Here is a 26,185-nt window from a genome sequence, read left to right as displayed (position 1 = left end):
CGGGCGGGCGAGCGGGCGGTGCCACACCGCCCGCCCCCGGCAGGTCGGCCCACCGGGGGGCGGCCCCCGTCGCGGGTCAGATCTCCGAGCGGGTGGTCTGCCAGGGGCGGCACAGGCCGAGGAAGCAGGCGAGGGCGAGGCTCGCGCAGGCGACCTGGACGACGGCCATGGGCACGGCGGTGCGCTCGCCCGCGATGCCGACGAGCGGCGAGGCGACGGCGCCGACGAGGAAGGAGGAGGTGCCGAGGAGGGCGGAGGCCGATCCGGCGGCGTGCGGGGTGCGCATCAGGGCCAGGGCGTTGGTGTTCGGCATGGCGAGGCCCATCGCGGACATGAGGACGAAGAGTCCGGCGGCGATCGGGAACAGGCCGACCTCGCCGAAGACCCCGCTGGTCATGAGGAGCAGCGCGGACGAGGAGAGGAGGATCGTGCCGAGGCCGAAGCCGAGCGCCTTGTCGAGGCGGACGCGCCCGACGAGGAGCTTGCCGTTGATCTGGCCGACGGCGACGAGGCCGATGGAGTTGAGGCCGAAGAGCAGGCTGAAGGTCTGCGGCGAGGCGCCGTAGATCTCCTGGACGACGAACGGCGAGGCCGAGATGTACGCGAAGAGGGCCGCGAAGGCGAACCCGCCGGCGAGCATGTAGCCGGTGAAGACCCGGTCGGCGAGCAGACCGCGCATCGTGCGCAGGGCCGCGCCGACGCCGCCCTCCTGGCGGCGCCCGGCCGGCAGGGTCTCGTCGAGGAACCGCCAGACGACGACGGTGAGCAGGACGCCGATCACGGTGAGGACGTGGAAGACGCCCCGCCAGTCGGTGATCCGCAGGATCTGGCCGCCGATGAGCGGGGCGACGATCGGCGCGGCCCCGGAGATCAGCATCAGGGTGGAGAAGAAGCGGGCCATCTCGACGCCGTCGTACAGGTCGCGGACGACGGCGCGGGCGATGACGATGCCGGCGGCGCCGGCGAGGCCCTGGAGCAGCCGGAAGCCGATGAGGAGTTCGGCGGTGGGGGCGAGGGCGCAGGCGGCGGTGGCGAGGACGTACACGACCATGCCGACGAGCAGCGGGCGGCGGCGTCCCCACTTGTCGCTCATGGGGCCGACGACGAGCTGCCCGAGGGCCATGCCGGCGAGGCAGGCGGTGAGGGTGAGCTGGACGGTGGCGGCGGGCGCGTGCAGCGCGCCGGTGACCTCCGGCAGGGCCGGCAGGTACATGTCCATGGAGAGCGGGGGCAGGGCGGTGAGCCCGCCCAGGACGAGGGTGACGAGCAGCCCCGCGCGCCGGGCGGCGGTGACGGGGGCGGGGGCGGGTTCGGTTATGTGCCCTTGTGTTGTTGTCTGGCCGCTCTCCGGCATCGACTGCTCCATTTCGTTGAATCCTTGCCTATGCTCTCAGCTCGATCGGCATGGTCGGGACCTCTGTGGGACGGGTGGGCAACATGAGAGAAACGGTGCGCTGGGGAATCCTGGCGACGGGCGGCATAGCGGAGCGGTTCACCACGGACCTGCTGACGCTCGACGGCGCCGAGGTCGTGGCGGTGGCGTCCCGCACGGAGGCGTCCGCGAAGAGCTTCGCCGACCGGTTCGGCATTCCGCGGGCGTACGGGGAATGGGCCGGGCTCTTCGCCGACGAGGACGTCGACGTGGTGTACGTCGCGACACCGCACCACGCCCACCGGGAGGCGGCCGGCCTCGCCCTGGAGGCGGGCAAGGCGGTGCTCTGCGAGAAGGCCCTCACCCTGAACGCCCGGGAGGCGCAGGAGCTCGTCACCCTCGCCCGGGACCGCGGCCTCTTCCTCATGGAGGCCATGTGGATGTACTGCAACCCGCTCGTCCGCCGGCTCGCGGAGCTGGTCCGCGACGGGGCGATCGGCGAGGTCCGCACCGTACAGGCCGACTTCGGGCTCGAAGGCCCCTTCGACGCCGGCCACCGGCTGCGGGACCCGGCCGTGGGCGGCGGCGCACTGCTCGACCTGGGCGTGTACCCGGTGTCGTTCGCGCAGCTGCTGCTCGGCGAACCGGACACGGTCCAGGCGCACGCGCTGATCTCGCCGGAGGGCGTCGACCTGAACACCGGCATGCTGCTGGGCTGGGATTCCGGCGCCTCGGCGCTGCTGTCCTGCTCGCTCGTCGCGGACACCCCGCTGACCGCGTCCGTGACCGGCACGCTCGGCCGGATCGACGTCCCGCGCGGCTTCTTCTTCCCCGAGCGGTTCACCCTGCACCGGCACGGCCTCGCACCGGAGGAGTTCGTGTCGACGGACGACCCGCACTCCTTCCGGCACGAGGCCGCCGAGGTGATGCGCTGCCTGCGCTCGGGCGGGACGGAGTCCCCGCTCGTCCCCCTCGACGGCTCGCTCGCGGTGATGCGGACGCTCGACGCCGTACGGGAGCGCGTCGGCGTCCGCTATCCGCAGGAGACGGGCCTCACGCCGGCGTGAGGCCCTGGTCGCCCACCTGCGTGACGAAGGACGCGGCGGTGGTGACGGGAGCGCCCGGCCTGGTCACGTACGGGACCGTACGGAAGTCGGCGCGGGCGCTCTCCGTCCCCAGGGCGACCGTCACGTAGCCGCGCCGCCCGTTGAAGAACCTCAGGTGCGGGTTGGCCCGCATGAGCCGGTCGTAGTTCGAGGGGCGGTCGGCGCCGTCCTTGCCGCTGGCGATCGAGGTGGCGACGATCTCGGTGCCCACGGTCCGGGAGGACGGGTCGCGGAAGTCGGCCTTGATGTCGAGGCCGTAGCCGACGTGGACGTCCCCGGTGAGGACCATCAGGTTCTCCACCCCGGCGGCCCGGGCCCCCGCGAGGATCCGCTGCCGGGAGGCGGGGTAGCCGTCCCAGGAGTCCATCGACAGCTTGAAGTCGGCGGTGGGGCGGTCGCGGCGCTCGGCGAGGACGACCTGCTGCGGCAGGACGTTCCAGCGGGCGTGGGAGGCCCGCCAGCCGTCGAGCAGCCACCGCTCCTGCGTGGCGCCGGTCAGGGTGCGCGCCGGGTCCTCGGATTCCGGTCCCGGGACCTGCCAGCCGTCGCCGTACGCCTGGTCGGAGCGGTACTGCCGGGTGTCGAGGATGTCGAACTGGGCGAGCCGCCCGAAACGCAGCCGCCGGTACAGCCGCATGTCCGGGCCGACGGGCCGCTGGGGCGCGCGCAGCGGCTGGTGCTCCCAGTAGGCGCGGTAGGCGGCAGCACGGCGGAGCAGGAACTCCTCCGGCGGGACGCCGTTCTCGGGGGTGTCGCCCGCGTAGTTGTTCTCGGTCTCGTGGTCGTCCCAGGTGACGACGAACGGGTGCGCGGCGTGCGCGGCGCGCAGGTCGGGGTCCGACTTGTAGAGCGCGTAGCGGAGGCGGTAGTCCTCCAGCGTGAGCGTCTCGCGGTCGAAGAGGGCCGGCAGGGTCCGGTCGGTGTAGGCGCGGGCGCCGCCGGTGGCGTTCACGGCGTACTCGTACAGGTAGTCGCCGAGGTGGAAGACGACGTCGACGTCCTCCTCGGCGAGGTGGCGGTAGGCCGTGAAGTACCCGTCGTGGTACGCCTGGCAGGAGACGGCGGCGAGCTTCAGGCCGGTGTTCCGGGCGCCGGGCGCCGGGGCGGTGCGGGTGCGGCCGACGGGGCTGGTCCAGTCGCCCACCCTGAAGCGGTAGAAGAACTCCCGGCCGGGGTCGAGGTGGTCGACCTCCACGTGGACCGTGTGCCGGAACTCGGGGTGCGCGGTCGCCCGGCCCCGCCGCACCGTCCGGGTGAAGCGCTCGTCGCGGGCGAGCTCCCAGTGGACGGAGACGCGGTTCGCGGGCAGTCCCCCGTCGGGCTCGAAGGGGCGGGGCGCGAGCCGGGTCCACAGCAGTACGGAGCCGGGCAGCGGGTCGCCCGATGCCACCCCCAGGGTGAACGGGTCCTCGGTGACGCGCCGGCCGTCGAGCTCGGCGGCGGCCGCGGCGCCGGCCGCGGGAAGCTGGGTGGCGAAGGCCAGCGCGGCGGCCGCGCCGGTGACCGTGAGGAACCGGCGGCGGCCGAAGTGACGTGCGGCGGCCCGGAGTTCCTCGGAATGCTCGTGCGGGTGATCCATGTGCCCCTCCCCAGACGGATGCTGTCCGTCCGTCATTCGACGGGGGCGGGGCGACGGGCCATTGTCGAGTACAGAACATCCACGTGTCGGACGGATGAGTTCATGGGGCACACGTCTCGCGTACGCTGCGCGCCCATGAGCATCGCAGTGGTGACGGGAGCGGGATCGGGCATCGGCCGGAGCGTGGCACTGGCCCTCGCGGCGGCCGGCTGGTCGGTGGCCCTGGCGGGCCGCCGGGCCGACGCCCTGGCGGAGACGGCCGCGGCCCTCCCGTCCGGCGACTTCCTGCCCGTCCCCACGGACGTGACCTCCGAGCGGGAGGTCGCCGCCCTCTTCACGGCGGTCCGGGACCACTACGGCCGCGTCGACCTGCTCTTCAACAACGCCGGCACCTTCGCCGGCGGCGGCGTCCCCGTCGAGGACCTCGACCCCGCCACCTGGCGCGCCGTCGTCGACGTCAACCTGACCGGCGCCTTCCTCTGCGCCCAGGCCGCCTTCCGCACCATGAAGGAACAGGACCCCCGGGGTGGCCGGATCATCAACAACGGCTCCATCTCCGCCCACGTGCCGCGCCCGCACTCCGTCGCGTACACCGCCACCAAGCACGCCATGACCGGCCTGACGAAGTCCCTCTCCCTCGACGGCCGCCCCTACCGCATCGCCTGCGGCCAGCTCGACATCGGCAACGCCGCGACCGACATGACCGCCCGCATGCAGACCGGCATCCTCCAGGCCGACGGCCGACTGGCGCCGGAACCGGTGATGGACGCGGCGGACGTCGCCGCCACCGTGGTCCACATGGCGGCCCTCCCCCTGGAGGCGAACGTCCAGTTCGCGACGGTCATGGCCACCGCCATGCCCTACATCGGCCGGGGATAGCGCCCCGGCCGACGCCCCGGCTGGCTACGCCTGCCCGGTCTCGAACCGCGTCACCTTCCCGCCCTCGACGGTGAACCGCCACTTGGTGCGCATCTCGCCCCAGGTGTCGTTGCGGTACCGCGCGACGACCGCCAGTCCGCCGCCCTTCTCCGACTCGATCTCCATGTGCCCCCGCGACGAGAACACCTCCTTCTCCGTCCACGCCTCCACATCCCGCTCCGACCCGTCGTCGGACATCGTCACCCCCGGCGCCAGCGCCTCCCGGAACGCCTCCCGGTCATGCGCGTTGAGCGCCGCCACGAACGCGCGCACCGCCGGCTCACTGAGCTGATTCACCGAAATCGTCATACCCCAGCCGTACACCGCCCACGGCCTCGTCCGGGGGAACGAGGCCGCACACGTGCCACCTACCGGCCCGCGGGCTCGGCCACCTGGGCCAGCAGGGCACCCGACTCCCCGGCGCGAGGACCCGCACCCCGACGGACCGCGGTTCAGGACCAGTCGCACGCCTTGCCGTCGCCGTCGCGGTCGAGGCCCGAGCGGTAGCCGGGCTGGCCGCGGTAGATGGGGGCCTTGCCGGCGGCGCGGACGGCGTCGCAGTTCTTGTAGTAGGCGAGGCCGCCACCGGAGCCGCCGGAGTCGGAACCGGAGCCGGATCCCGAACCGGAACCCGAACCGGAACCCGAACCGGAACCGCTGCCGGTTCCGTTGCGGTCGGGGTCGGGGTCGGGGTGGAGGTGGGCGTAGTCGTCGGAGGGGCAGGGGAGGCCGGGGCGGGCGAGGGAGAGGCGTACGGAGGTGTACTCGGGCCGCTCGACGTCCTCGCCCGCCTCCGGGTCCTGGAAGCAGATCCGCCAGTCGTCGTGACGGGTGGCCAGGTCGACGTCGGTGTACACGCTGGTGCCGCGGATGCGGGTCAGCCCCAGCTTCCGGAGTACCGCCGAACCGTTCGCGAAGGTCCGCCCGACGACATTCGGGACCTTGGGGAAGACCACGGCCTCGCCGTCGCGCGCCGGGCAGGGGCTGCTCTTCTCGACGACGGCGAACTCGATGCGGCTGCGCCGCCCCTCCTCGGCCGTGGCCGTCGCGCCGGCGGCCGGATCCTGGAAGCACACCCTCCAGTTGCCGTCGACGAGCTGCATCCTGTCGTCCTCGGTCGCGTCGTGCGACCGCGTACGGAAGCCCGCCTCGTAGGCCGCCCGCGACGCCGTCTCCAGGTTCTGGCCCGCGTAGTCGGCCACGACCCGCCGTACGACCGGACGCGGGGTGGGCGTGGGCGGGGTGTACGGGGCGAAGGCGGTCGGGGACCCGGCCGCCCGGGGCTCGGCGTCGGCCGCCGCGGGCTTCTCCGCCGGCGGCTGACTCGTCCCCACCGCGACGAACCAGACCGCGGACAGGACGGTCGCCAGCACCTTGCGGCCCGGCGTCCACCGGGTCCGCCAGGCGAGCACGATGCCCACCGGGGGCATGAGGACCAGGCAGAAGACGACGAACCCGGGCCGCCGCCACCAGCGTTCCCCGCCCTGGCCCTGGCCTTGCCCCTGGCTCTGTCCCTGGCCCTGCCTCTGATCGCGCTCGTACTCGTACTCGTGCTCCACGGCGTGCGGAACCTTCCCCTCCCTGGCGACTTCTCAGCGCCACACAGCGTATGACCTGCGTGTTCCCTGGCCTCACCCAGGGGCGGGCGGGCACTATCACCCCAACTGCCGTAATCAGCCCAGGAGGATGGATGTCGGACATCGGCAAGGTCGTCAAGCTGTACGCGAAGGGCGCTCCGGTCGGGGTCGAGGGGGGAGCGCTGGTGGGCTTCCTGGTGGACCAGGGGCGGGCGGGCGAGTGGCTGGTGACCCGCGCGCACGAGGGCTTCCGGTTCACCTCGAAGGGCACCGAGGAGACGATCGCCTCGGCGAGCACCGACCGCGCCCCGGTCGTCGTCCGTCCCGACGACTCCGCCGCCTCCGTGTGGCGGATCCAGCACGTGACCGACGACGGCACCACCACGGTCACCTCGCTCGCCGACCTCCGTACCGGGACGTACGTCATCGATCAGCAGGGCCTGGCCCTCGGCCGCGACCTGTTCGAGGACCGGTCCCTGCTCCCCAAGCGCGTCTTCGTCCGCACGGACGACCGGGACCCCCAGTGGACGATCGAGGTCCTCTAGGGCCTGTCGTCCCGACGCCACCCGCCGGGGCGTCCCGACCGCCGCGTCCGAATCCCGCCAGCGACGCGGGCCGCCCCGCGCGACCCTGGCCGTATGAGCACCCACACGCCCCGCTACCTGGCCCGGCCCATCCCGCCCGGCACCCTCGCCCAGCTGCGCGAATCGGACGACGCCGGGCGGAAGGCCGCCCCCCACACCGCCACCGAGGGCGGCGACCCCCTCCGCTGCTGCCTGCGCCCCTCGGCTCCCGGTGAGCGGATCGCCCTCGTCTCCTACGCGCCGCTGCGCCGCTGGGCCGCCCGGAGCGGCGCGGAACCCGGCGCGTACGACGAGCAGGGTCCCGTCTTCATCCACGCCGACGCGTGCCCGGGCCCCGCCCCCTCGGCGGGCTATCCGTTCGCCCGGCCCGGCGCCCTCCGTACCCTGCGCCGCTACGACTCCCGCGGCCACATCGTCGGCGGCCGTCTCCTGGAGTTCCCCGACGCCGCCGACGAGGCCCTCGACCAGGCCCTCGCCGACGCCTTCGCCGACCCGGCCGTGGCGCTCGTCCACGTCCGCGCCGTCGAGTACGGCTGCTTCCACTTCGAGGTCGGGCGCCCCACCCCCTGACATCCCGGCACACACGAAGAAGGGCCCCCGGTCAGGCGGAAACCTGATCAGGGGCCCTTCTCACGAGGGCCGACAGACGAGTCGGGCTGTACGCCGGGTTCTGTACCCCGGGATTCTCCGGCCTCCGGCTTCCCTGTCAGGGAGCCTGCGACCTCGCGATTCACCTGTTCCGGAGTGTTCTCAATAGTTCCGACCGGGATGCATGAAGCGCAAGCGTGTTCCGTTCTGCCCCTCCCCCGTCGCTCCCCACTCCCCAGATTCTCCCCAGATTCCACCCCGTGGGGAGCGGCATTCACTCTGTCTACGCCCAGGTCAGTGGGCTGCAGCGGGCGCAGGGCGCGTGTCTACGCCGGAGGCCGGCCAAGCCGACCGGGGTGGTACTTCTCGCCCTTGCGCTCAGCAAAGCGACGCCGCTCTTCCTCCATGTCGAGCACGCACCCCCCGCACGCGGCGAGGGGGTATCTCTCCCCTCGCGGGGTGACCACGGCGTCGATGGGGGTGACGAACAGGTTGGCGTCACCGCAGCGGAAGCAGGCGCCGATGACCCACTCATACAGGGCGAGGATTGCGTCTGGAGTCACGACAGTCTCCGTTGCAGCGGCCACGTGGCGGCTCGGGGCCGCACCAATGCTGAGAGGTCGCCGCGCTAGGTGGCGTGCCCCTACATGCTCAACGGATGTACCTGTCACGTGGTTGTTCATCCTTTCGAGTGAACAAGCGTTCTATTTCAGAACGATACCTGTAGCCCCACGGCATATGCCAGGCCGTAGGGCTGACCGATCGATTCCGGTCATACCCTTCCGGCCGATGTTGAACCATGATCACTAAAAGCGGCAAAGTAGCTGCTGACAAATGATCATGACCAGTCGAGCTTGGACGCGTGCCCGCCGACCAGCCCGAATGGATTACCAGCGCCCAGCAGGCGCTCGGGCTACGAGTCCGCGACGCCCGGGTCTACGCCAACCTGACCCAGGAGCGGCTCGCCGAGATGGCCGGCATCGACCGGTCCACCCTCCAGCGCATAGAGGGCGGCCAGAACGACGCCAAGTTCAGCCACCTCATCCGCGTGGCCCGCGCCCTCGACATGCGCCTGCGAGACCTACTCCCCTAGCTCCAGTGCACTGTCAGCCCCGCCTCGTAGGCTTGCCCGCATGACGATGCCCGAGCAGTCGCCGGCCCGGCCCAGCGCCGAGGCGATCAACCGGCAGATCCGCGCACTGTGGGCCGACGGCGCCCTGCCGGTCGAGGCGCGTGCCGAGTACGCGCGGCTCGTCGTCGCCTGGGCCGAGGCGATGCGCGCCGAGCAGGAGCTCGCCGCATAGGGTCCGGGGGCAAAGGAACGCCCCCTCCGGCGCCTGAGCGCGGAGGGGGCGGTGTCAGTTCTCGGGTTGGGGCTCGGGCTCGGGCTGCGGTTCGAGGACGCCCATGTCGACGAGGGTCTCGCCGTCGGCCGCAGCCAAGTCGGCCACCGGCTGGATGGGCTGGTCGTCAGGAAATGCAGTCATAGGAATCCAGGTCACATGTCGTGGTTGATGAACTCGCGGGCCCGCTCGGGAATTGGCTTGGCCACCGGGGGCTCCATTCCTGCAGCGCGGACCCAGGCGGTCAGGCCGCGGACACGGTCGATGAGGTAGCTGATCGCGACGCCGGCGCCTTCCAGGCGCTGGTCCTGCCGGTCCGAAGACTGCTCCAGCTCCTCGATCCGCTGTCCCTGCCGGTCGATTTCCTTCCGCATGGCGTCCGTGACAACGGTGAAGTCGTCGCGGCGGTGATCCCGTCGGGTCCGTCGTGCCGCCCGGCCGCTCCATACAGCAGCGCCAGCAGAGGCGACTCCCACAACGCAGCTGGACACCGCGGTCCATGTCTCGGCGCTCATGGGCTACTCCAGTTTCTTGGGGCGCGGAGGCTCCCGCCAACCCGCCACCACGATCACCGGCACTGCGGCTACCGCCCAGATCAGCGCCGTCACCCACCCCCTAGTTGTGTCACCGAGAGGCCACCACGACACGAGGTAGGAGACCATCCACGGGATGACGATCACCAGGAGGGCGGGGAAGCCAAGCCAGTCCCGCCCTTCCGGCAGCACTGACGCCGCCACGGCCAGCAGCCCGCAGGCGATCCAGCAACAGGCCCAGACATTGAGAGGCATCAGGTTCAGCAGCAGCCGGATGCCGCGAGTGTCCGGCAGAGGCTCGACGAGCTGCCCGAATCCATAGAGCGCCCACAGCATGCCGAAGGACGCGAGGAAAGCGCCGCGGCGGCCGAGGATCCGGGACAGCCGCCGGGCTACGCGGCGCGGCACTTACACCCCAGCCGGGCCGGCTGGCTTGACCGGGCTGCTCTGCTCGAGGCGGGTCGTGGCGACAGGCGGCGTGACCTGCGTCCGCTCCCACAGCGCGAGAAGCGCGGCAATCGCAGCCATGATCAGGCCCTGCTTCTCCGCCGACCAGTCCAGGCCGAAGCCCACGAAGAGCGCGAGGCCGGCCTGCGCCAGCTGCATGATGGCCGCGCCGAGAGCACCGTCACGGGCGACGATCGCGATCCACACGCCGACCGCCGCGGCGAGGACGGCGTTGATGAGCGTCTGCTGCGTCGCGGAGACGCCCAGGCCGAAGGCGGCCACGAGCTTGAGCACGGCAGCGGCGAAGCCGAGAAGCAAAGCCGGTTCGCGTCCGAAGATTCTCACAAGGTTCTCCTGGTCAGTCGGCGAGGCGGGCAGCGAGCTTGTCGGCGACGAGCTCGGCGATCTGCTCCGCGAGGGTGGGGTGGGCCGCGACCTGCGCAGCGAGGGCGGCCAGCTGGTCGGCCGTCAGGATCGGCTGCTTGAGTCCGTCGACCTTCGCGCTGAGCGCGGCCACGGACTTCACTGCGGCCGCAGACGTGATCGCCGCGTTGTTGAGCAGGGCCCAGGCATCCTGCGTGCCCTGGCCCTTGTACTGCCAGCCGCTGTAGGGGACCTGGGCGTCATAGATCTTCTTGAGCTGTGCCGCCTGCTCGGGCGTCATGTCTTCCTCCGCGGTGGTGAACGCCGGCCATGAGCCGGGGTCCTGATGATCGTTTTCGGGGACTTGGCTGTGCCCGTACCAGCCGGCCTCTTCCTCCCAGATCTCCTCGTTCCGTCGGGACGTGAAGTCGGTGGGTCGTCCCATCGGCCAGCGGTCCGGGACGCCCCACGAGCGGATCCACGCGAGCAGCTCCGGCCAGCCCTTGCAGGGGGTGTCGACGAGACGCGCGTACACCTTGCTGTCGACCCGGCAGTGCGGGAAGAAGAGGGCCTCGACCTGCAGGACGACGTCGCCGGCCCGGTTGGTGCGGGTGCCGCCAGCCTTGTCGGCGAGCGACTTCGAGCGCGAGGAAGCGGGCAGGAACTGGGTGAAGCGGCCCGTGAAGGGATCCCACAGAATGTGCGGGGCAGACGGGATTCCGCTGGGATTCCGTCCGAACCAGGACTGCAGGTTCTCGTAGGGCACCAGGTCGAGCGGTCGGGCAGCCGTAGCGTTCTCGTCCCACGTGATGTGGCCGATAGCCTTGGGCGGGCCGCCGTCGGTCGGCGCGTGGCCGCCGACGTCGAGCCGGGTCGCGCCCGGCATCCACTCATCAGGCACTGCGCCTCCAGAGATGACGAAAGCCCCGGCCGGCGGCTCGGGGCGTGCGGGTAGGGGGCGGTCAGGAGAGAGAGAAACGGATGCTGTCGAAGGACACCCAGCTGGCGGCGGTGCCGGTGCTGGTGGGGACGATGACGGTGACGTCGCCGGTCGGCGTGACTTCGACGCGCGCGTACAGGTGGCTGGCGAATTCCGTCGCGGCGGCGAAGTACCGGTACGCGGGCGGCCTGGCCGCGACAGGCAGGGTGAGCATGGTGAAGGCGACCCCCTTGGGGAAGGCGGTCGTGTCTGTCTTCTCGCCGGTCCCGCGGAGCTCGACGCACCCGTTGACGATTCGGTAGGCGGGGCTGCCGGTCCGGGCCGAATAGCCGGTCGCGAAGGTGAGCGGGATCCACGGGCCGGGCGAGATGGTCTGCCAGGTGCCGTCGCTCATGCGGGCTTCGTAGCGGTCCTCCGTCGCCAGGTACGTGATCATGCCGGGTACGGGGGCGTAGGCACCCACGAGCGTCGCGGCCCGCACGGACGCGGAGGTGAAGCGCATGACGGTCCGCGGCGCAACGGCGTCGGCGATGCCCTGCGCGAGCGCGGCCGCGTTCGGGGCGTCTGTGAGCGCGGCAATGCTGATGGACTGCCCATATGGGTCTGTGGTGGCCATGGAGTCTCCCGATCAGGCGACGCGGTAGGTGACTTCGAGGCTGGCGCCGTCGCCGTTTCCCCAGGTGAACGGCGTGATTCCGCGCCACTCGTTGGCGGTGCCGCCGCTTGCGGTGCCGGTGATGCCGACGATGTAGTTGGTCGAGCCGAGGACTCGGCTCACGCCCGGGTAGTAGGCGACGGTGGCGTCGACGCACATCGCCGCACCCGGCCAGAACATCAGCGCGTTGGGCAAGGCGGCCGCCGTGAACGGCAACCCCCAGCGAAGGGCCCCGGTGCCGAAGGTGGTGCTGCTGCCGGCCACGAAGGAGATACGGACATGGCACTCGTCGCCGCGGAGCGTGTACTCGGTGTCGAGCACCCCGTTGCCGAGCGCGGCCCCACCGCCGGCAGCCGTGAAGCTCGAGGTGTACGCAGTCCAGGTGCTGCCCGAATCGGCGGCGCCCAGGCGCCCCATCGCGAGCCAGCTGCCAGCGCCCGACACGGAGACCTTGATGAGGTCGCCGGGGGCCGGGTCCAGGTAGGTGCCGAAGCGGCGGGCGACGATCCCGTCGGTGGTGGTGACGGTCCCGTCAGAGCCGACGGTGTCCACGGTCGCTAGGCGCCAATCCCCTCCTCGCACCGCCGGCTGGGCTCCGGCGGACCGCACGGCCTGCCGGTTGAGCGCTGCCGCAAGGTCTCGAGGGGTGGTCGTCACGTGCCCTCCTTCGCCGAGATGGTGCGGAGGGTGAAGGAGCCGCCCACGTCGAGGGGGACGGAGAAGGCGGCGATCTGGTGGAGCTCTTTGCTGTCGTCCGGGTAGACGATGCGGACGACGTCGCCGGGGGCCAGGGCTGGGTTGGGGAGGCTGGAGATGTCGGCGGAGGCGTTGGGGGCTTTCGCAGACCGCAGCTGGAGTGTGGCGGCCTGGATGCAGGCGCCTGAGGTGGTGAGGGTGGAGCTGGAGTAGAAGGCGGGCCGGTGTCCGTAGGGCCCGCTCCAGTAGGTGGGTGATCCCGGGTCGTCGTCGACGACGAGTGCACTGACCGGCGCCGATGCAGTTTCGGTGCTCTCGCCCCGGGCGAGGACGCCGTTGTAGACGCCGTCGGCGGTCATGGTGCGGCTGGCTTGGACGTAGGCGCCCCCTTCGCCGGCGCCGATGGTCCAGGCCGGGGTGGCGGCGAGGATGTCGGGCAGAGGCGCGATGACGAAGACTCCGTCCGCGTCGGCGTAGACCTCGCAGCCAATGGCCGCGGCGATCTCGGTGGCCGCCTGCCAGGGATCGCCTTCGACGTCCCAGGTGCGGGCGCCGATGGTGGCGTCGACGGCAGCGGTGCTGTCGATCGCGGCGTCGGGGAGGCTGCGGCGGATGAGTGCGGTCACGGCGCTGATCGCTCCGCCGGTGGCCCGCCAGGGGGCGGTGAACTTGTCGTCTGTGATCACCGCCTCCAGGCTTTTCCCTGGATGGTCACCGGCCCTTCGTCGACGTCGCCGCCCACTTCGTCGATGCGGAAGATGCCCAGCGGCACGAGTTCGCTGGTGCCGTCGCTGTAGTCGACGCCGCGGCTGATGCGGAGCTTGGCGCCGTAGACGGCCAGCCGGTCGCTGTCGGACCGCGGGATGAGGCTCGTGTCGGCCAGGGTGACGGTGCAGGTTCTGCGGGCGGCGGACTTGCGGTCCACCGACACGGAGCCGCCTGTGTGGTCGAGCGGCTCGACCTTTCCGTCGGTGCGGTACAGCGTGACCTCGGTGATCGGGGCGTGCGACTCGACGATCGTGGCCAGGAACCGGGCGGATACGGGATACACGTCACCCTCCTGTCGGCCGGTTGAGGAGGACGTCTTCCCATGTCGCGTACCGGGCCAGGACGTCGCCCCACGTGGCGTTCTCGGTGAGGATGTCCTGCCAGGTGCGGCCTGCCGATCCGGAGACGCCCAGCGCTACGGGCATGTCCTGCTGCCTCAAGGGCAGCGTCCACTCCCGCCACAGCTCCCGGGCATAGGGGACGACGCGGCCTTCGGTGGCCTGACCTACGGCGACGTACATGTCGTCGACGCCCATGCCGGGCGCGGCCTGCCACAGGAGGGTGTGGCCGTCATCGAGGAGCCAGTGCAGGTTCTTGCGTTCCTCGTCGGTCCGGGTCCAGATGACGAGGTCCCCTTCCAGGCCGCCGCGGACGTCGGAGAGGATCACCGAGTTGTGCCTGCGCCGCACCCGGAACTCGCCCTGAGAGATGGGTCGCTGCCAGCTCGGGGCCTGCTTGACGAGCACCCGTATGTTGCGCTGCGGATAGCCAGGGTCCTTCAACCAGGTCTCATTGGGGTCGCCGGTCGGCACGGTGACTTTGCCGGTGGACTCGCCGGTCACTATGGGCGTGGTGCTACCGACGTTGTAGACCTCGTACTCGTACCGGACGGGCACCCCGATCGGCGCCTCGTAGTCCTCGATGACGATCGGGGTGGCGGTAATCGGCATCAGCTGGACCAGCCCGCTGGGGCCGCGCACGAGGGTGCGAGTCCCGTCGGGGGTGACCCGCCACATGCTGAGCAGCCGGCCGATGACCTGCTCGCGGAGGATGAGGGAGACGGAGCCGGTGGACTCCACCGGCGTCACCTCGAAGATCGGCAGGGCCTGCCACAGCGCGGCCCGGTCGATGCGCAGAGTCGAGGAGACGGCTGTGGCCGTAAAGCTCATCTCCAGGGCGGCCTGCGTGGCGCCGACGACCGGGTTGGCGTCGAAGGTGAGGCGCCACCAGCCGGTGCCGGGGACGGCCGTCGCGGCCGCCATGCTCAGTCCGAGGTCGGTGCCGGCGTCGTTGTACCAGCGGATACCGCGGGCCAGGGTCCAGCTGCCGGCGGCGACGAGGGTGTAGATCTGTGCGCGCTGCGTGCCCTGGGCCTTGAGCGGGAAGCGGCCGGAGCGAATGACCGAGGTGGTGGCTGTCGCCGATGCCAGCGTCATCGAGTAGGAGCCCGAGCTCGACGCGGTGCCCCAGGGCACGGTGCGGGTGATCGTGGCTACGCCGGAGGCGACGGTCCAGGAGCCGGTGCCGGCTTCGAAGTCGCCGTCGGTGTAGGGAAGGATCGTGCCCGCTTCCATGTCGGGCGCGATGCCCAGCACGGCTCCGTCGGTGCGCAGAACCTGTCCCGCGGTGGCACTGGTCAGACCGAACGCCACGGTGGCGTATGCGGCGGCGGCCGGGGCGAAGTCAGAGACTCGCTGCCGGTACCAGCCGGTTCCAGGCGCGTTCAGGACGGCGCGGGTCGCCTGGATCTGAGCGAAGGCGGCGTCGTAGAAGCGGATCTCGATCCACGCGCTCGTGCCACTGACGGGTGGCGCGAGGTGGGCGTAGGCAAGGTACTGCTGGCCCGGGGTCACAGCCGGCAGGTCGGTGGACCTGAACTCGGCGTTTCCGTTCGCGGTCACCGTCATGGTGGCGACGTGACCGCCTGAGGTGTAGATGGTCGGGGACCAGTTCACCGCGGGCATGGTGCGGGTGACCGAGGCGTTCGAGGCAGCCCCGTACTCCCACAGCGCCGCCCGCTCCGAGGTCTCCACGTTGGCGGACAGCAAGTTGCCCGTGGTCCGCTGCGGGAGACCGAAGTAGACATTGTCGAAGAAGGAGTTGACGGAGCCGGCCGCAGGGGTGGAGGAGAAGAGGATCTGGGCGAACGCGGCGCCGTCGGGTGCCCAGTCCGCCACCGCGATCCGGTGCCATGTCGCCGAGGCGGCCGCCGTCGTCAGAGACCAGGTGATGCTGATCTCCGTGGACGTCTCCGTCAGCCACCGGATGCCGATCCGCTCGGGAACCGTAGCGCCGGAGGCGTCCGCGAAGGCCAGGTACTCGACACCCTGCAGCACCGGGTAGGAGGCCACCGTGCGGCATCGCATCTCGCCGGATGCGACGGAACGCATCTGCAGCGTTCCGTCGCCTGCTGTCCCGCCCGTTCCGCGCAGGAGCGTGCAGTTCAGCATCGACGTCCAGCCGCCCGTAGTGGGCTCGATGGTCGACGTCGACTCCGACAGGTAGTTGCCCGGGATCGGCATCAGAGACCTCCTCCCCCTGCGTTCAGGACCTGGATCAGCTCACCGTTCGCCGCCCGGATCTCGGCCCGGGCGATGGCGCGGACCGGCTCGCCGTCGATGAGCACCTGCAGAGACATGTCGGCGAGCCCGTTGTTCTGCCCGGCCATCCGGGTCAGAGCGCTGGCCTGTGCCGCAGTGAAGACCGGCTCGGGCCGGCCGGTGCCGTTGTAGGCGAGGTTGAAGCCGGGCTGCAGGTAGCCCCCGGAGTCGAACGTCCCGGGCTGGAAGCTGTACACGTCCTTGAAGAGCGGGTCGTGGTAGCCGCGGGCCCGGGGGCCCACCACAACGCCGTCTCCGCCGCGGCTCTCGACGTTCACTCCGCCGAGCGTGCCCGCGGTGTGGCCGACGCCGGCGTTCGTGACGCCGATCATGAAGGGACTCTTGCCGCCCAGGACCCACCCGGGAGGTGCCGTCTTGCCGGAGAAAGCGCCCGTGGCCCACCGGCGGTGAGGCTTCTCGCCCCGGATCTTGGACTCGATCGCCGACATGAAGCCGGAGCAGTCCCACGACGGGTTGCCGTTGCCGCCCCACTGGTAGGGCAGTCCTGCCTGCGTGCGGGCCCAGGACAGGGCTGACTGGATCCGGGGGCCACCGATGCCGCCGGCTCCCCGCTTGTCGGCCTCCTTCGAGTAGCCGAAGATCGAGTCGACGATCTTCGTGGGGATCCGGCGCAGCATCCGGCCGAGGTTGGTGTCGGCGCCGGGGAACTCGGCCAGGAGCGGGTCGACGACGCCGTTGAGCCCGGCGCGCGCCGAGGCTTCGACGGTGTCCATCAGCCAGTTCGAGCCGGTCTTGATGCCGTTCCAGATAGCGCTTCCCGCTCCGGCCGCCTTCTCGCCGATCCAGCCGAAGATGCCGCCGTCCGCGTACTTCAGGGTGCGGTCGGTACTCATGGGGGCACTGCCCCCGAGCGCCGGCGCCAGGGCGGACTTCACGCCGGCCATGCCGCGGCTGCGGGCGATGGCATTGACGCTGTTGACGAAGCCGGAGCCCACCGCGCGGGTGAACTCGGGCCGCATGATCGCCTCTCCGCCTGACAGCTCCAGGGAACCGCCGGTCGGGGAGGTGTACTTGTGGACGTCGCGGCCGGGTGTGTAGCCGGGCAGGACACCGCCCGTCGCCCAGCCCTCTGTCCGCATGGGCTTGATCTCGGGAGCCCCGAACGCCTTGGCGATCATGTTCCAGGTGGGGACGATGCCCGCGTTGTAGATCTTGTCGATGATGAAGCGGACGGGCTTCTTCGCGATGTCCTGGATCTTCGACCACGCCTTGTCGATGAAGCTCTTGGCGTCGTCGAAGGATTTGCCGACAGCGTCGATTCCCTTCTTCACGCTGTCGAAGGCCGGCTTCAGGGCCTTGTCCCACAGCCACTTGCCCTTGTCGCCAATCCACGTGAACGTCGGAGAAAGGACCTTCTCCCACACCCACTTGGCCTTGTCGCCGATCATCTGCAGGCTGGCCCGCAGGGCGTCCCACGTCGGCTTGAGGACGTTGGCCCACAGCCACTTGGCCTTGTCGCCGATGAAGGTGAAGGTGGGCTTGAGGACGTTCTCCCACAGCCAGCTTGCGACCGCTCCGATCGCCTTGAGCCCGGTGACCAGCTGCTCGAAAGCGGGCTTGAGGACGGTGTCCCACATCCACACGGCAGCGGCAGCGATCGCGTCGAAGACCGGCTTGAGGACGGTGTCCCACAGCCACGTCGCCACCACCGCGAACGCCTTGAAGGCGATCACGATCGGCGCGATCAGGACCGTGAGGATGATCGTCGCAACGATGCGGGCGCCGTACCCGATCGCGTCGAACACAGGCTTCAGCACGCTCTGCCACAGCCAGACCGCGGTGTCACCGATCCACTTGAAGGCAGTCACGAGAGCGTCGAAGACCGGCTTGAGGACGTTGTCCCATGCCCACTGGACGGCGACCTGGATCGCCTTCCACACGGTCTGAACCGTCGTGCGGAACCAGGCGAAGTTCTTGTAGGCGTAGATGACCGCGGCGACGAGCGCCACAATGCCGATGATGATCAGCGTGATGGGGTTCGCCGCCATGACGAGGTTGAACGCGATCATCGCCAGCGTCCAGAGCTTCGTCACAACCCACGCCGCGTACATGAGCTGGATCAGCCACGGCAGCGTCTCCGCGATGCTCGCGAGAGCCGACGCGACCGCGCCCAGCGTCTTCAGGACGGGCCCGGACAGCGGCGAGGATGCCTTCGCCACCTGGTACAGGGCGTTGCCGATGTCGCCGAGGGCGGACGCGATGATGGGCGCCTGCTCGGAAGAGTAGGAGAGGAAACGCTCGAACTTCTCGGTGCCCTTCAGGCTCGTTCCCCAGGCCGCGAAGCGTCCCGTGATGGCCTGCATGCGATCGGAGATGGACTGCATGTGTGGCAGGAAGGCGTCGATGATGCCGGCCATGCCCTTGAAGACGCGGCCGAAGGAGATGCCAAGGCCCTCGATGGCGGGGCCGACGGCGCCGGCGAGCTCCGTTTTGAACTGCTTCCACCACGGGCTCTGGAAGCCTCGCGAGACACGGTCCTGGAGGCGTCCGATCGCGTCCGCCGCAGCGAGGACGAAGGGAGTGAGGCCGGGGAGGCTGTTCTTCAGCCCGTTCAGAGCCCGGGTGAACAGGGGCATGACGGTGGGCTGCAGGCTGGCTGACCAGTCACTGAACGCAGACTTCAGGGACAGGAAGGCGTCCATGGTGCCGCGCGCCGCCGGTGACAGCTTGGCCAGCGCCTGCTGGTACTTGGCCTGCGCGATGGCAGCCTGATCGACGCCCCCGGCCGCCTGGATCGACGCGGAGGCTATCTGGCGCTGCGCGGACGCCACTGAGTCGGCTGCGGCCTGCTGTGCGACAGCAACGTTGGCGGTCGCCTCGGCTACACGCCCCTGAGCCTCGGTGACATCCCGGGCGGCCTGCACCTGGACCTTGGCGGCCTCTTTCTGGGCGTCGGCAACGGCCAGGGTGCGGGTCTGGACCTCTTCCTGGGCACCGGCCAGACGCTCCTGGGCGGCGGTGACCGTGTCGGATCCTTCGACGCCGGCCTGGGCGGCCTCCTCGGTCTCGGTCTTGAGTCTGCCGGTCTCCGTCGTCTGGTCGCCGAGCCGCTGGACGGCCTGGTCATAGGCAAGCTGGGCACGCTCCCGCTCAATCTCGGTCGCCTTGGAGCCCTTCGCGGTGACCCGCTGCAGTTCCAGCTGCGCCTCCTTGACGCCAAGGGCGGCATCCCGCTGGGCGAGCTCGGCCCCAGCCAGTCGGGACTGCATGTCCTCAAGCTCCAGCGCGGCCTGCTCGCGCGCCTCGGTCAGGTCCAGCTGAGCGCGCGTGGCGTCCTGCTGAGAGCGGGCCAGGTTCCGCTCGGCGTCCTCGACAGCGCGTGCGGCATCCTGTGTGCGCTCCGCAGCGCGCACGACGGCGTCGGCGGCGGCCTGCTTGGCCTGCCGTACCTGCTCCTGCGCCTGAGCGATCTGGCGCGCCCCGTTGCGCTCGGCGGCGGCCAGAGCCTGCTGCGCGCCGGCCATCTGCAGCGCCTTGGACGCCCCCTGAGAGGCGGCCTGGGACCCGCGCAGTGACGACGCCGTCGAAGCGTCCTGCGCCGCCTTCTGCGCCTGGAGAGCGCCGGCGATACCGACGAAAGCCGGAACGGCTACCGCGGCGAGAGCGCCCACGCCGACCGAGGCGGCCACTGCGGCCGAGCCGATCGCGCCGATACCGGCCGCCAGCACCGGGATCGCCGGAATCGCCGCGAGACCGCCGATCGCCACAGCGAGTTGGAGGACCGCCGACACTGCGCCTGCGGTGTCGACGTCGACGCGGGCTCGCTTCCCGTCGACAGCGTCGATCGCCGCATGGACGGCGCCGAGTTCGGCGAGGGCGGCCGCGGTGTCGGCCCGGACCTGGACGTTGGGGTGGCTGGCGCCAAGTCGGGTGAGCTCTGCCTCGATGAGCCGGATCTCGGCCCGCGCCTCGGTCGAGTCGATGTCGATGCCGATCCGCTTGCCGGCCAGCGTCTCCATGCGGAAGCGCAGGGCCTGCAGATCGGCGTCGGCCTCCGAGGTGTCGGCGTCGATGTTCAGCTTCGGCAGTGCCCGGAACGCGGCCTCCAGACGCGTCTTGAGAGACCTGGAGAACGCGCCTGCCGTCTCGTCACCCTGCCGTGCGGCAGCAGGCCGGGCGGCCCGGCCGGCCTGGTTCACGCCGTCCCGGACCGAGTCCCGAAGCGAGGCGGTCAGCCGTGTGGCGATCTGCTGCCCGATCTCCTCGCCGATCCGCAGACCTACGTCGCCGACCTGCCGCTGCATGGCCGGGCCGAAGCTCCGCCCGGCCGCAGTGCCCGCATCCTCACCGGCGCGGGTCGCGGCCGGGACCAGCCCGGCACGCAGCTGGGCGTAGATGCCGCGGGTGTTGGGGACGACGTCGACCTCGACGGAACCGACCTGGATCGCCACGGAAAGACTCCCTTCCGCGCGTCAGGCCGCGCCCCCGTTGATCAGCTGGAAGAGACGGTCGGCGGCGGCATCGGTCATCGGTTCGCGCTGCTGCTTGGGCGCGACGCCCGGCCGGCGGATCGGCTCCGGACGGCGAGGCTTACGGCCCTTACCGTCGGAGTTGGCGACCACGAGGATGTACTGCAGATCCCGGATGCCATCGGAGATGCCGGCCAAGAGCTGCTCGGCCATCGACCAGCGGCCTTCCTCCGGCTTGCCTCCGCGGGCCTGCCGCTCGTAGTCCTCCGCGGGCAGGGCGTTCCGCAGGGCTGTCATCGTGGCCGACTCCGGAGGCAGGCTCTGGATCAGGACCCGCAGGCGGCGGGAGGACATCTCCCCACGCCACCAGGCGTCGATCTGGTCGGCGTCGCGGGGGTAGTAGCGGGCCAGGTCGGCCTCTACTTCCTCCGCGTGCGCCTCGACGACGCCGACGGTCCACTGGACTTTCCCATCTGCTCGCCGGACGCCTCGCCGGCCGCGTTGGCGAAGTCGCCGACCTCGTCGTTGGTCGGGTCGAGCTCCAGGTACAGCTCGTAGGAGCCGGGGCTCAGGACGTCTTCCATGAAGCCGTCGATGTCGCCCGTGCGCAGCTTGCGCATGGTCGACTGCCGCCAGGCTCCGCCCGGGACGGCTTCGACGTCCTTGCCGGCCAGTGCGGCGGTGACGTAGTGGCCGGTGGCTTCCGTCTCCTGGGCCTCGGCGGGGGTGGCGGGAGTGTGTGTCGTGGTCATGGCGCGGGCCTTTCCTGGTCGTGGCGCGGGCGGAAGGAGAGGGGGAGGGTGGGCGGGCGGCCCGCGCCGACGGTGTACCCGCCCACCCGGTCGAGGGTCAGCTCAGCGGGTCGCTGGGCGTCGCGGGGATCTTGTCGACGTGGTAGACGGTGTTGCCGGCGGCGTCCGGGTAGGTGGTGATGGTCCATTCGAAGCCGGACATCTCGTCCTGCTTGTACGTCACGTCGGAGCGCTCGTTGATCTCGCCCTCGGGAACGTAGAAGCCGCGGTAGTTCTCGCCGTCGATGACGAGGAACCAGAAGCTCCGCCGGTCCGGGACGGGGGACGCGGTCTCGGCGAACTTGGTGAGGCCGCCGACGTCCGGCTCGAGGTCGGCCTCGTCGATGCGGTAGTGCAGCGACATCACCGGCAGGCGGGACGTCTCCCACACCGTGAGCCCGAAGGTCCGCACGCTCTGGGTGATCTGGGTACGGAACGGGGAGGTCAGGCCCCACGGGGTGAACTGCTGGGACTCCTCGTCCCAGCCGTTGACCAGGCCGTCGTCGGAGATCGCCCCGAGTGCCTGCCAGGGGGCGGCCGGCTGCGCGAGCGGGGAGGCGGGCGAGGCTGTGCCGACCGGGGCGACCCAGCCGCCGCCGTTTGCGCCGACCATCGTGAGATCTGCGGCGCGGGTGATGTTGACCATGGTGTCTCCAGACATGGAAGAGGCCCGCGCTCGGGCGGGTTGTGGTGGGTCCGGCGCGGGCCCTGAACCGGTCAGGAGACCGGGTGGCTGTAGATCTGGTAGGTGGCGCCGACACGGCGTAGGGCGGTGTTCTCGTAGGGGCGCACCGCTGGGGGTGAGGCGGTGCTGACGCGGCCGAAGACGGCAGCCGCGGTGACGGCCCCCGGCAGGTCCGTCAGCAGCCAGCCGCGGACCTGAGCGGCCAGGGCGATGGCCTCACCGCGGGTGGAGTGGTAGACGTCCACGTCGACCAGCGCCCGGTCCAGGCGGAAGCCGTCGTCGCCGCCCGCCGCGAGTCGCTGCACCTGGATCGTGGGCAGTTCGGCCAGCAACTGGTTGTCGACCTCGTCCCGGACGACGACGCCGGGGGCGGCCTTGGCCTGCAGCCACTGGATGAGCTCCAGCTCGATATCCACGCTGCCGACACCGGCCATCAGCGGCCTCCCGCTTGGGCCGCACGCAACAGCACGTGATGGGCCGTGACCCTCTCGGTGCCGTACTCGACATGGGCGCCCCACGGGGCAGTGTTCCCGACGATCGCGACGGCCCGGTCCTTCCGGCGGCCGCCGCGGCGAACCGGCTGCACGAAGAACGATGCCTTGTACTGGCCGCGGTGCGGGTCGCCCGGCCCACCGACCGGCGCGATGCCTTCCGCTACACCCTTGATGACCTCGGCGCGGCGGACCATCTCCGCGAGCACCTTGTCGCTGCGGAGCAGCTGCCCGACGCCCCGCTTGGACATCTTGAACTTCGCGGGCATCATGACCACCTCTACTCACCAGGGGGCGATATGGACGTCAAGCAGGTGCGCGGCTAGCCAGTAACCCGGTCCGCTGCGAACTGCACCGGGCCCGGGGTGCCGGTGAACACGCTGCGGCCCCAGTCGCCCGGCTCGCCGGTGATCTCGCACACCTGCCCTCGGATGCGGACCTGGTCGGTGGTGAGCCAGTCCGACCCCGACGGCGCGTACACCGTCCAGCCGACGACCACTGTGTCCCGGGCCTGCTGCTCATCGCCTCCGACCTGCGGAGTCGACTGCCGCGGCGTCACCACACACCCGGCGACCGTGGTCTCAACGAGCGGCCCCGGGATCGGCTGGCCTCGAGGGTCCCGGCCCGGCGACGACCCGCGCCGCAGCCGCACCACGTCCTCACCAAAGGGGTACGGGCCTGGCATCAGTGCCCCCAGCCCGGCTCGTAAGGCTCCCCCGGGTAGCGAACATCGACCGGCCACGTAGGCGAGGGGTCGGCGTCCGCCGGCGTCGGGTCGACTGTGAACGCGCCGCCTCGACCAGCCAGAGCCTTCAGGGCCGCCTTGTCCGCCTTCCCCAAGTACAGGCCCCCAGAGCCTGCCGGCCGCTGAATCGACTGCGGGCCGATCGTCTCGTAAGTGACCTGCTGGGGGTTGGTGTAGGCGCGGCCAGCGACAGACAGAACCACCGCGGTGGCCTGGTCCGGTAGCGGCTTGACCACCGACTCCGCAAGCGCGACAGCCTGGGCGATCAGGAGGTCAGCCCGTTCGCCCTGGATCTCGGCGAGCCCGAGATAGAGCGCCAGTTCCTCGGCGGTGGGCGGCACGAACGTCATCGTCGCCTCCTATCGGGCCAGGGCCTCCACGGCCTCACACCAGGCCGCCAGATCGGGCGTCGGGTCGAGCTCGGCCGAGCGGGCCTTCGCTCGCTTGGCCGCCAGCCGGTACTCCGCCGGATTCGAAAGCAGCTTCCGCACGACCGCCTCATAGCCGTCGACATCATGCAGGTCGACGAAGATGCCCGCCTCGCTGAGCGACTCGCACAGCCCCGGCGTCGGGTGCGCGACCACTGGGATACCGGATGCAAGGGCCTCGACACCGACACGCCCCCACGACTCATACGACGACGGCATCAGCAGCAGCCGGGTCCACTTGTAGACCCGCTCCCGCATGTCGTGGCCGCACATGTGGTCCAGCACCTCGACGTTCGGCAGATCGGGGACGACCTGCTCGCCATAGGCGCCACGGACTGCCAGGAACTCGACGTCGGGCATGCGGCGAGCGAGCTTCTCGAAGAGCCGGCCGCCCTTCTCCTCGTTGAGGTTGACCAGCGTGACCTTGGAGCCGGGCTTCGCCCGGTACTCCTCCGCGAACACCGGCGGCCGCACGATGATCTCGCCGGCCGGACGGACGCTCTTGGGGTACTCGGCGAAGAACAGCTCCGCCTCGCGTGCCATCCACTGGGAGTTGTAGACCGCAAGGGCCGTGTCGCCGGCGGCCATGTGCCGAAACGACGGCAGGTGCGTGTTGTGGACGATCACGGCCAGCGGCTTGCCGTAGCCGCGGGCCAGGGCGCCCGCCGACGGCACGTTCTCCAGGTGTGCGACGACCACGTCGGCATGCCGGATGGCAGAGGCAGCGTCCAGGCGCGTCTCCAGCGGAACCACATGGACGCCGTCGAGGTCGTATGCCTCCCGGTCGCCCGTGTACCGCGACAGCCACACCGACACCTCGTGGCCCCGCTCGACCAGAGCCCGGAGCATCGAGTGGGCCATCCACTCCGCCCCGGCGTTGTGGCGCGGCGGGTAGCCGTGCAGCCGGGCGACGATCCGCATCGGCGCCCGGCCACCCTCCACGCCCGGCATCAGGAAGCGCCGCCGGCGGCCAGGTACTTCACGAACGCCTCGACGTCGCCGAGGACGAAGCCGTAGTACGCCTCGGCCAGCAGGAGGACGAGGTTCTCCTGGAACGCGGAGTGCACGCCGCCGTCCTCGTCGATGTAGGTCGCCTCGCGGGAGATCTTGACGGTGATGTCCATGCCGACGCCGTAGGCGGCCTGGGACCAGTCGCCGCCGATGCCGCGCAGGCCGGTGTCGATGGTGCTGGACTGGCGGCGGAGCTTGCCGGAGACCGCGCGGGAGTAGGCGACCGGCTCGCCGACCAGGGTTCCGGCGAGGGCGGCGCCGGTGCCCGGCTGGGTGGTGTCGACCAGGATGGGCCGGCCGGTGGTGTCGGTGGCGCCGAGGAGGCTGGGCTTCATCCGGTTGTCGAGGACGGTGCCGGTGTAGTCCCAGTCGTCGTCGATGATCTCCTTCTGGCCCTTGACCAGGTCGCCCCAGATGCCGCCGTTCGCCTGGGTCGTTCCGCCGATGGTGACCGACTTGGTCGTCTCGGCGAAGTAGTCCGGGAAGGGGCCGGTGGCGCCCTTCATGGTCTTGCCGTGGATGGTGGCGCGGTCGAAGGCGCGGGAGAAGGCGGTCGGCAGGTCGCGCTGGAGCTGCGTCCACAGGCCGGCGGCGTTGGAGTTCGCGACCTCCATGGCCACGGGGATGAGGACGGCGATCTTCTTGCCGGTCATCATCTTGATGTCGACGCCGCCGGTGCTGATCGGCTTACGGCCGGCCTGCTCGACCCAGTCGGCGGTCGGCACGTCCAGCGGCACCGGGACCGCGGTGTTCGCGGTCATCGACAGCGGCACGCGCTTGGCCAGCGACATGACCGCCGACTGCTCGACGGACTTCTCGAAGATGGGCCCGACCAGAGTCTCGGGCAGGAAAGTCGGATCGATGTCCGACAGCTTGATGGGCGGCGTAGCAGCCATGGTCTACCTCTCTCAGCGGCCGTTGAGGGCCCGGTTCATCCAGCCCGCGAACTCCTGTTCGGGGCTGTTGGGGGTTCGGTTGCCGTTGCCTGACGAGCCCTGCGTGCGGTCCGGCGCCGGTCGGCGCGGACCCTCAGGGGCCTTCGCCCAGTGGGGCTTGCGCTGAAGCAGATCGTCGAGATCGGCCTTGATCCGGTCGGTGTCGATCGAACCTGAGTCGTCGACGTAGTCCGACGGGTTCAGGGCGCTGGCGGCATCCGTCGGATCCGCGAAGGTCTTCGCGGCGAGGGCTTCGACCTTGGCCGTGACCGCCGAGCGTGTCGCGCTGGTGGCGCGCTCTCGTTCGGCAGCGAGCTGCTCGGTGAGCCGCTCAGCCTCCGACTTCTGCGCGTCTTCCAGCTCCTTCGCCTTGGCGGCCAGAGGCTCCAGCTCGCGCACCTTGGTGCGGTGGCCGGCTGCCTCCCGGCGGAGCTTCTCGATCTCCTTGCGGGCAGCCTCCGGATCGGACCAGGGGTCCTTCTTGCCGTCCGCCTCCTGGGCGGAGTCCTGCTCCTGCGGCTGCTGTTCGACCTGCTCGGTCTGGGGCTCTTCGGGCATGGCGATGTCGCCCTCCTGGGGCTGAGAAAGGCCACCTCCAGG

At 70.7% G+C, this 26,185-nt stretch carries 30 protein-coding genes and 1 pseudogene; 6 read left to right on the top strand and 25 right to left on the bottom strand.

Annotated elements, in window-relative coordinates:
• Positions 1-76 precede the first annotated feature (76 nt).
• Positions 77-1,354, bottom strand: coding sequence for a Bcr/CflA family multidrug efflux MFS transporter (locus ACFVZH_RS02905; protein ID WP_384892918.1), 1,278 nt, complete (start codon positions 1,352-1,354; stop codon positions 77-79).
• An 83-nt stretch (positions 1,355-1,437) separates the two neighbouring features.
• Here ACFVZH_RS02905 and ACFVZH_RS02900 point away from each other — a divergent pair, with 83 nt between their 5' ends.
• Positions 1,438-2,439 carry a Gfo/Idh/MocA family protein gene (locus ACFVZH_RS02900; RefSeq protein ID WP_384892179.1) on the top strand — a complete coding sequence of 334 codons (1,002 nt, stop codon included), beginning with the start codon at positions 1,438-1,440 and terminating at the stop codon, positions 2,437-2,439.
• Here the strand turns inward: ACFVZH_RS02900 and ACFVZH_RS02895 are convergent.
• Positions 2,426-4,057 carry an alkaline phosphatase D family protein gene (locus ACFVZH_RS02895; protein WP_384892176.1) on the bottom strand — a complete coding sequence of 544 codons (1,632 nt, stop codon included), beginning with the start codon at positions 4,055-4,057 and terminating at the stop codon, positions 2,426-2,428. The genes ACFVZH_RS02900 and ACFVZH_RS02895 overlap by 14 nt on opposite strands.
• A gap of 102 nt (positions 4,058-4,159) precedes the next feature.
• Between ACFVZH_RS02895 and ACFVZH_RS02890 the strand changes: the two genes are divergently transcribed.
• Positions 4,160-4,936, top strand: a complete 777-nt coding sequence (locus tag ACFVZH_RS02890; RefSeq protein WP_384892173.1) for an SDR family oxidoreductase — start codon at positions 4,160-4,162, stop codon at positions 4,934-4,936.
• 24 nt (positions 4,937-4,960) lie between these two features.
• Here ACFVZH_RS02890 and ACFVZH_RS02885 read toward each other — a convergent pair whose 3' ends face one another.
• Together ACFVZH_RS02885 and ACFVZH_RS02880 are read right to left on the bottom strand one after the other, a co-directional pair.
• Positions 4,961-5,284 (bottom strand): nuclear transport factor 2 family protein, encoded by a 324-nt coding sequence (locus tag ACFVZH_RS02885; protein WP_384892170.1) that lies wholly within the window; start codon positions 5,282-5,284, stop codon positions 4,961-4,963.
• A gap of 143 nt (positions 5,285-5,427) precedes the next feature.
• Entirely contained in the window at positions 5,428-6,534 is a 1,107-nt protein-coding gene (locus ACFVZH_RS02880; protein WP_384892167.1) for an excalibur calcium-binding domain-containing protein, read from the bottom strand.
• Positions 6,535-6,665: 131 nt separating this feature from the next.
• On the opposite strand from ACFVZH_RS02880, the gene ACFVZH_RS02875 reads away from it, so the two are divergent.
• Both ACFVZH_RS02875 and ACFVZH_RS02870 read left to right on the top strand, forming a co-directional pair.
• Positions 6,666-7,097, top strand: coding sequence for an I66 family serine proteinase inhibitor (locus tag ACFVZH_RS02875; protein ID WP_384892164.1), 432 nt, complete (start codon positions 6,666-6,668; stop codon positions 7,095-7,097).
• A gap of 93 nt (positions 7,098-7,190) precedes the next feature.
• Entirely contained in the window at positions 7,191-7,706 is a 516-nt protein-coding gene (locus tag ACFVZH_RS02870; protein ID WP_384892161.1) for a DUF1203 domain-containing protein, read from the top strand.
• A gap of 344 nt (positions 7,707-8,050) precedes the next feature.
• Here ACFVZH_RS02870 and ACFVZH_RS02865 read toward each other — a convergent pair whose 3' ends face one another.
• Positions 8,051-8,287, bottom strand: coding sequence for a hypothetical protein (locus ACFVZH_RS02865; RefSeq protein ID WP_384892158.1), 237 nt, complete (start codon positions 8,285-8,287; stop codon positions 8,051-8,053).
• Between the two features lie 299 nt (positions 8,288-8,586).
• On the opposite strand from ACFVZH_RS02865, the gene ACFVZH_RS02860 reads away from it, so the two are divergent.
• Together ACFVZH_RS02860 and ACFVZH_RS02855 are read left to right on the top strand one after the other, a co-directional pair.
• A complete protein-coding gene (locus ACFVZH_RS02860) occupies positions 8,587-8,817 on the top strand; it encodes a helix-turn-helix domain-containing protein (protein WP_384892155.1) in 231 nt (76 codons plus the stop codon).
• Between the two features lie 40 nt (positions 8,818-8,857).
• Positions 8,858-9,028 carry a hypothetical protein gene (locus ACFVZH_RS02855; RefSeq protein WP_384892152.1) on the top strand — a complete coding sequence of 57 codons (171 nt, stop codon included), beginning with the start codon at positions 8,858-8,860 and terminating at the stop codon, positions 9,026-9,028.
• A 54-nt stretch (positions 9,029-9,082) separates the two neighbouring features.
• Here the strand turns inward: ACFVZH_RS02855 and ACFVZH_RS02850 are convergent, their stop codons facing one another.
• The 20 genes and pseudogenes from ACFVZH_RS02850 to ACFVZH_RS02755 form a co-directional block, all read right to left on the bottom strand.
• On the bottom strand, positions 9,083-9,211 hold the full coding sequence (locus tag ACFVZH_RS02850; protein ID WP_384892149.1) for a hypothetical protein: 129 nt from the start codon (positions 9,209-9,211) through the stop codon (positions 9,083-9,085).
• Between the two features lie 11 nt (positions 9,212-9,222).
• Positions 9,223-9,441, bottom strand: a complete 219-nt coding sequence (locus ACFVZH_RS02845; RefSeq protein ID WP_384892146.1) for a hypothetical protein — start codon at positions 9,439-9,441, stop codon at positions 9,223-9,225.
• Positions 9,442-9,585: 144 nt separating this feature from the next.
• Positions 9,586-10,008, bottom strand: a complete 423-nt coding sequence (locus ACFVZH_RS02840; protein ID WP_384892143.1) for a hypothetical protein — start codon at positions 10,006-10,008, stop codon at positions 9,586-9,588.
• Positions 10,009-10,392: a hypothetical protein gene (locus ACFVZH_RS02835; protein ID WP_384892140.1), complete on the bottom strand. Its 384-nt coding sequence runs from the start codon at positions 10,390-10,392 to the stop codon at positions 10,009-10,011.
• 13 nt (positions 10,393-10,405) lie between these two features.
• The gene (locus ACFVZH_RS02830; RefSeq protein ID WP_384892137.1) at positions 10,406-11,311 is read right to left on the bottom strand and encodes a hypothetical protein; all 906 of its coding nucleotides are present in this window, start codon (positions 11,309-11,311) and stop codon (positions 10,406-10,408) included.
• A gap of 61 nt (positions 11,312-11,372) precedes the next feature.
• Entirely contained in the window at positions 11,373-11,966 is a 594-nt protein-coding gene (locus ACFVZH_RS02825) for a hypothetical protein (protein ID WP_384892133.1), read from the bottom strand.
• 12 nt (positions 11,967-11,978) lie between these two features.
• Positions 11,979-12,662: a hypothetical protein gene (locus tag ACFVZH_RS02820; protein ID WP_384892130.1), complete on the bottom strand. Its 684-nt coding sequence runs from the start codon at positions 12,660-12,662 to the stop codon at positions 11,979-11,981.
• Positions 12,659-13,626: pseudogene (locus ACFVZH_RS02815) on the bottom strand (DUF5047 domain-containing protein). The gene ACFVZH_RS02820 and the pseudogene ACFVZH_RS02815 overlap by 4 nt, the downstream one beginning before the upstream one ends.
• A gap of 127 nt (positions 13,627-13,753) precedes the next feature.
• A complete protein-coding gene (locus tag ACFVZH_RS02810) occupies positions 13,754-15,991 on the bottom strand; it encodes a hypothetical protein (RefSeq protein ID WP_384892127.1) in 2,238 nt (745 codons plus the stop codon).
• Positions 15,991-20,481: a hypothetical protein gene (locus tag ACFVZH_RS02805; RefSeq protein ID WP_384892124.1), complete on the bottom strand. Its 4,491-nt coding sequence runs from the start codon at positions 20,479-20,481 to the stop codon at positions 15,991-15,993. The genes ACFVZH_RS02810 and ACFVZH_RS02805 overlap by 1 nt, the downstream gene beginning before the upstream one ends.
• A gap of 21 nt (positions 20,482-20,502) precedes the next feature.
• Positions 20,503-20,853, bottom strand: coding sequence for a hypothetical protein (locus tag ACFVZH_RS02800; protein ID WP_384892121.1), 351 nt, complete (start codon positions 20,851-20,853; stop codon positions 20,503-20,505).
• A gap of 65 nt (positions 20,854-20,918) precedes the next feature.
• Positions 20,919-21,251 carry a hypothetical protein gene (locus tag ACFVZH_RS02795; protein ID WP_384892118.1) on the bottom strand — a complete coding sequence of 111 codons (333 nt, stop codon included), beginning with the start codon at positions 21,249-21,251 and terminating at the stop codon, positions 20,919-20,921.
• A gap of 97 nt (positions 21,252-21,348) precedes the next feature.
• On the bottom strand, positions 21,349-21,936 hold the full coding sequence (locus ACFVZH_RS02790; RefSeq protein WP_384892115.1) for a phage tail protein: 588 nt from the start codon (positions 21,934-21,936) through the stop codon (positions 21,349-21,351).
• A gap of 71 nt (positions 21,937-22,007) precedes the next feature.
• Positions 22,008-22,409, bottom strand: coding sequence for a hypothetical protein (locus ACFVZH_RS02785; RefSeq protein ID WP_384892112.1), 402 nt, complete (start codon positions 22,407-22,409; stop codon positions 22,008-22,010).
• Complete coding sequence (locus tag ACFVZH_RS02780) at positions 22,409-22,735, bottom strand: HK97 gp10 family phage protein (RefSeq protein ID WP_384892109.1); 327 nt, start codon at positions 22,733-22,735, stop codon at positions 22,409-22,411. Before ACFVZH_RS02780 ends, ACFVZH_RS02785 begins: the two co-directional genes overlap by 1 nt.
• Positions 22,736-22,788: 53 nt before the next feature.
• The gene (locus ACFVZH_RS02775) at positions 22,789-23,028 is read right to left on the bottom strand and encodes a hypothetical protein (protein ID WP_384892106.1); all 240 of its coding nucleotides are present in this window, start codon (positions 23,026-23,028) and stop codon (positions 22,789-22,791) included.
• 122 nt (positions 23,029-23,150) lie between these two features.
• Positions 23,151-23,561, bottom strand: a complete 411-nt coding sequence (locus ACFVZH_RS02770; RefSeq protein ID WP_384892103.1) for a hypothetical protein — start codon at positions 23,559-23,561, stop codon at positions 23,151-23,153.
• A gap of 9 nt (positions 23,562-23,570) precedes the next feature.
• A complete protein-coding gene (locus ACFVZH_RS02765) occupies positions 23,571-24,560 on the bottom strand; it encodes a glycosyltransferase family 4 protein (protein ID WP_384892100.1) in 990 nt (329 codons plus the stop codon).
• Positions 24,561-24,589: 29 nt separating this feature from the next.
• On the bottom strand, positions 24,590-25,546 hold the full coding sequence (locus tag ACFVZH_RS02760; RefSeq protein WP_384892097.1) for a phage major capsid protein: 957 nt from the start codon (positions 25,544-25,546) through the stop codon (positions 24,590-24,592).
• 12 nt (positions 25,547-25,558) lie between these two features.
• A complete protein-coding gene (locus tag ACFVZH_RS02755; RefSeq protein ID WP_384892094.1) occupies positions 25,559-26,143 on the bottom strand; it encodes a hypothetical protein in 585 nt (194 codons plus the stop codon).
• Positions 26,144-26,185: the final 42 nt, after the last annotated feature.

It is taken from the genome of Streptomyces sp. NPDC059534 (assembly GCF_042743475.1).
GTDB lineage: Bacteria > Actinomycetota > Actinomycetes > Streptomycetales > Streptomycetaceae > Streptomyces.
The sequence above is the reverse complement of the archived record's forward strand: the minus strand, read 5'-3'. Positions and strand labels throughout refer to the sequence as shown.

Coding starts and splice junctions, on each gene's coding strand:
- ACFVZH_RS02810 (WP_384892127.1), bottom strand. CDS start 15,991: ATGCCGATCCCGGGCAACTACCTGTCGGAGTCGACGTCGACCATCGAG.
- ACFVZH_RS02785 (WP_384892112.1), bottom strand. CDS start 22,409: ATGGCCGGTGTCGGCAGCGTGGATATCGAGCTGGAGCTCATCCAGTGG.
- ACFVZH_RS02845 (WP_384892146.1), bottom strand. CDS start 9,441: ATGCGGAAGGAAATCGACCGGCAGGGACAGCGGATCGAGGAGCTGGAG.
- ACFVZH_RS02870 (WP_384892161.1), top strand. CDS start 7,191: ATGAGCACCCACACGCCCCGCTACCTGGCCCGGCCCATCCCGCCCGGC.
- ACFVZH_RS02895 (WP_384892176.1), bottom strand. CDS start 4,057: ATGGATCACCCGCACGAGCATTCCGAGGAACTCCGGGCCGCCGCACGT.
- ACFVZH_RS02795 (WP_384892118.1), bottom strand. CDS start 21,251: ATGACCACGACACACACTCCCGCCACCCCCGCCGAGGCCCAGGAGACG.
- ACFVZH_RS02765 (WP_384892100.1), bottom strand. CDS start 24,560: ATGCGGATCGTCGCCCGGCTGCACGGCTACCCGCCGCGCCACAACGCC.
- ACFVZH_RS02850 (WP_384892149.1), bottom strand. CDS start 9,211: ATGACTGCATTTCCTGACGACCAGCCCATCCAGCCGGTGGCCGACTTG.
- ACFVZH_RS02900 (WP_384892179.1), top strand. CDS start 1,438: ATGAGAGAAACGGTGCGCTGGGGAATCCTGGCGACGGGCGGCATAGCG.
- ACFVZH_RS02760 (WP_384892097.1), bottom strand. CDS start 25,546: ATGGCTGCTACGCCGCCCATCAAGCTGTCGGACATCGATCCGACTTTC.
- ACFVZH_RS02905 (WP_384892918.1), bottom strand. CDS start 1,354: ATGCCGGAGAGCGGCCAGACAACAACACAAGGGCACATAACCGAACCC.
- ACFVZH_RS02790 (WP_384892115.1), bottom strand. CDS start 21,936: ATGGTCAACATCACCCGCGCCGCAGATCTCACGATGGTCGGCGCAAAC.
- ACFVZH_RS02825 (WP_384892133.1), bottom strand. CDS start 11,966: ATGGCCACCACAGACCCATATGGGCAGTCCATCAGCATTGCCGCGCTC.
- ACFVZH_RS02855 (WP_384892152.1), top strand. CDS start 8,858: ATGACGATGCCCGAGCAGTCGCCGGCCCGGCCCAGCGCCGAGGCGATC.
- ACFVZH_RS02800 (WP_384892121.1), bottom strand. CDS start 20,853: ATGTCCTCCCGCCGCCTGCGGGTCCTGATCCAGAGCCTGCCTCCGGAG.
- ACFVZH_RS02770 (WP_384892103.1), bottom strand. CDS start 23,561: ATGACGTTCGTGCCGCCCACCGCCGAGGAACTGGCGCTCTATCTCGGG.
- ACFVZH_RS02875 (WP_384892164.1), top strand. CDS start 6,666: ATGTCGGACATCGGCAAGGTCGTCAAGCTGTACGCGAAGGGCGCTCCG.
- ACFVZH_RS02890 (WP_384892173.1), top strand. CDS start 4,160: ATGGGGCACACGTCTCGCGTACGCTGCGCGCCCATGAGCATCGCAGTG.
- ACFVZH_RS02780 (WP_384892109.1), bottom strand. CDS start 22,735: ATGCCCGCGAAGTTCAAGATGTCCAAGCGGGGCGTCGGGCAGCTGCTC.
- ACFVZH_RS02755 (WP_384892094.1), bottom strand. CDS start 26,143: ATGCCCGAAGAGCCCCAGACCGAGCAGGTCGAACAGCAGCCGCAGGAG.
- ACFVZH_RS02885 (WP_384892170.1), bottom strand. CDS start 5,284: ATGACGATTTCGGTGAATCAGCTCAGTGAGCCGGCGGTGCGCGCGTTC.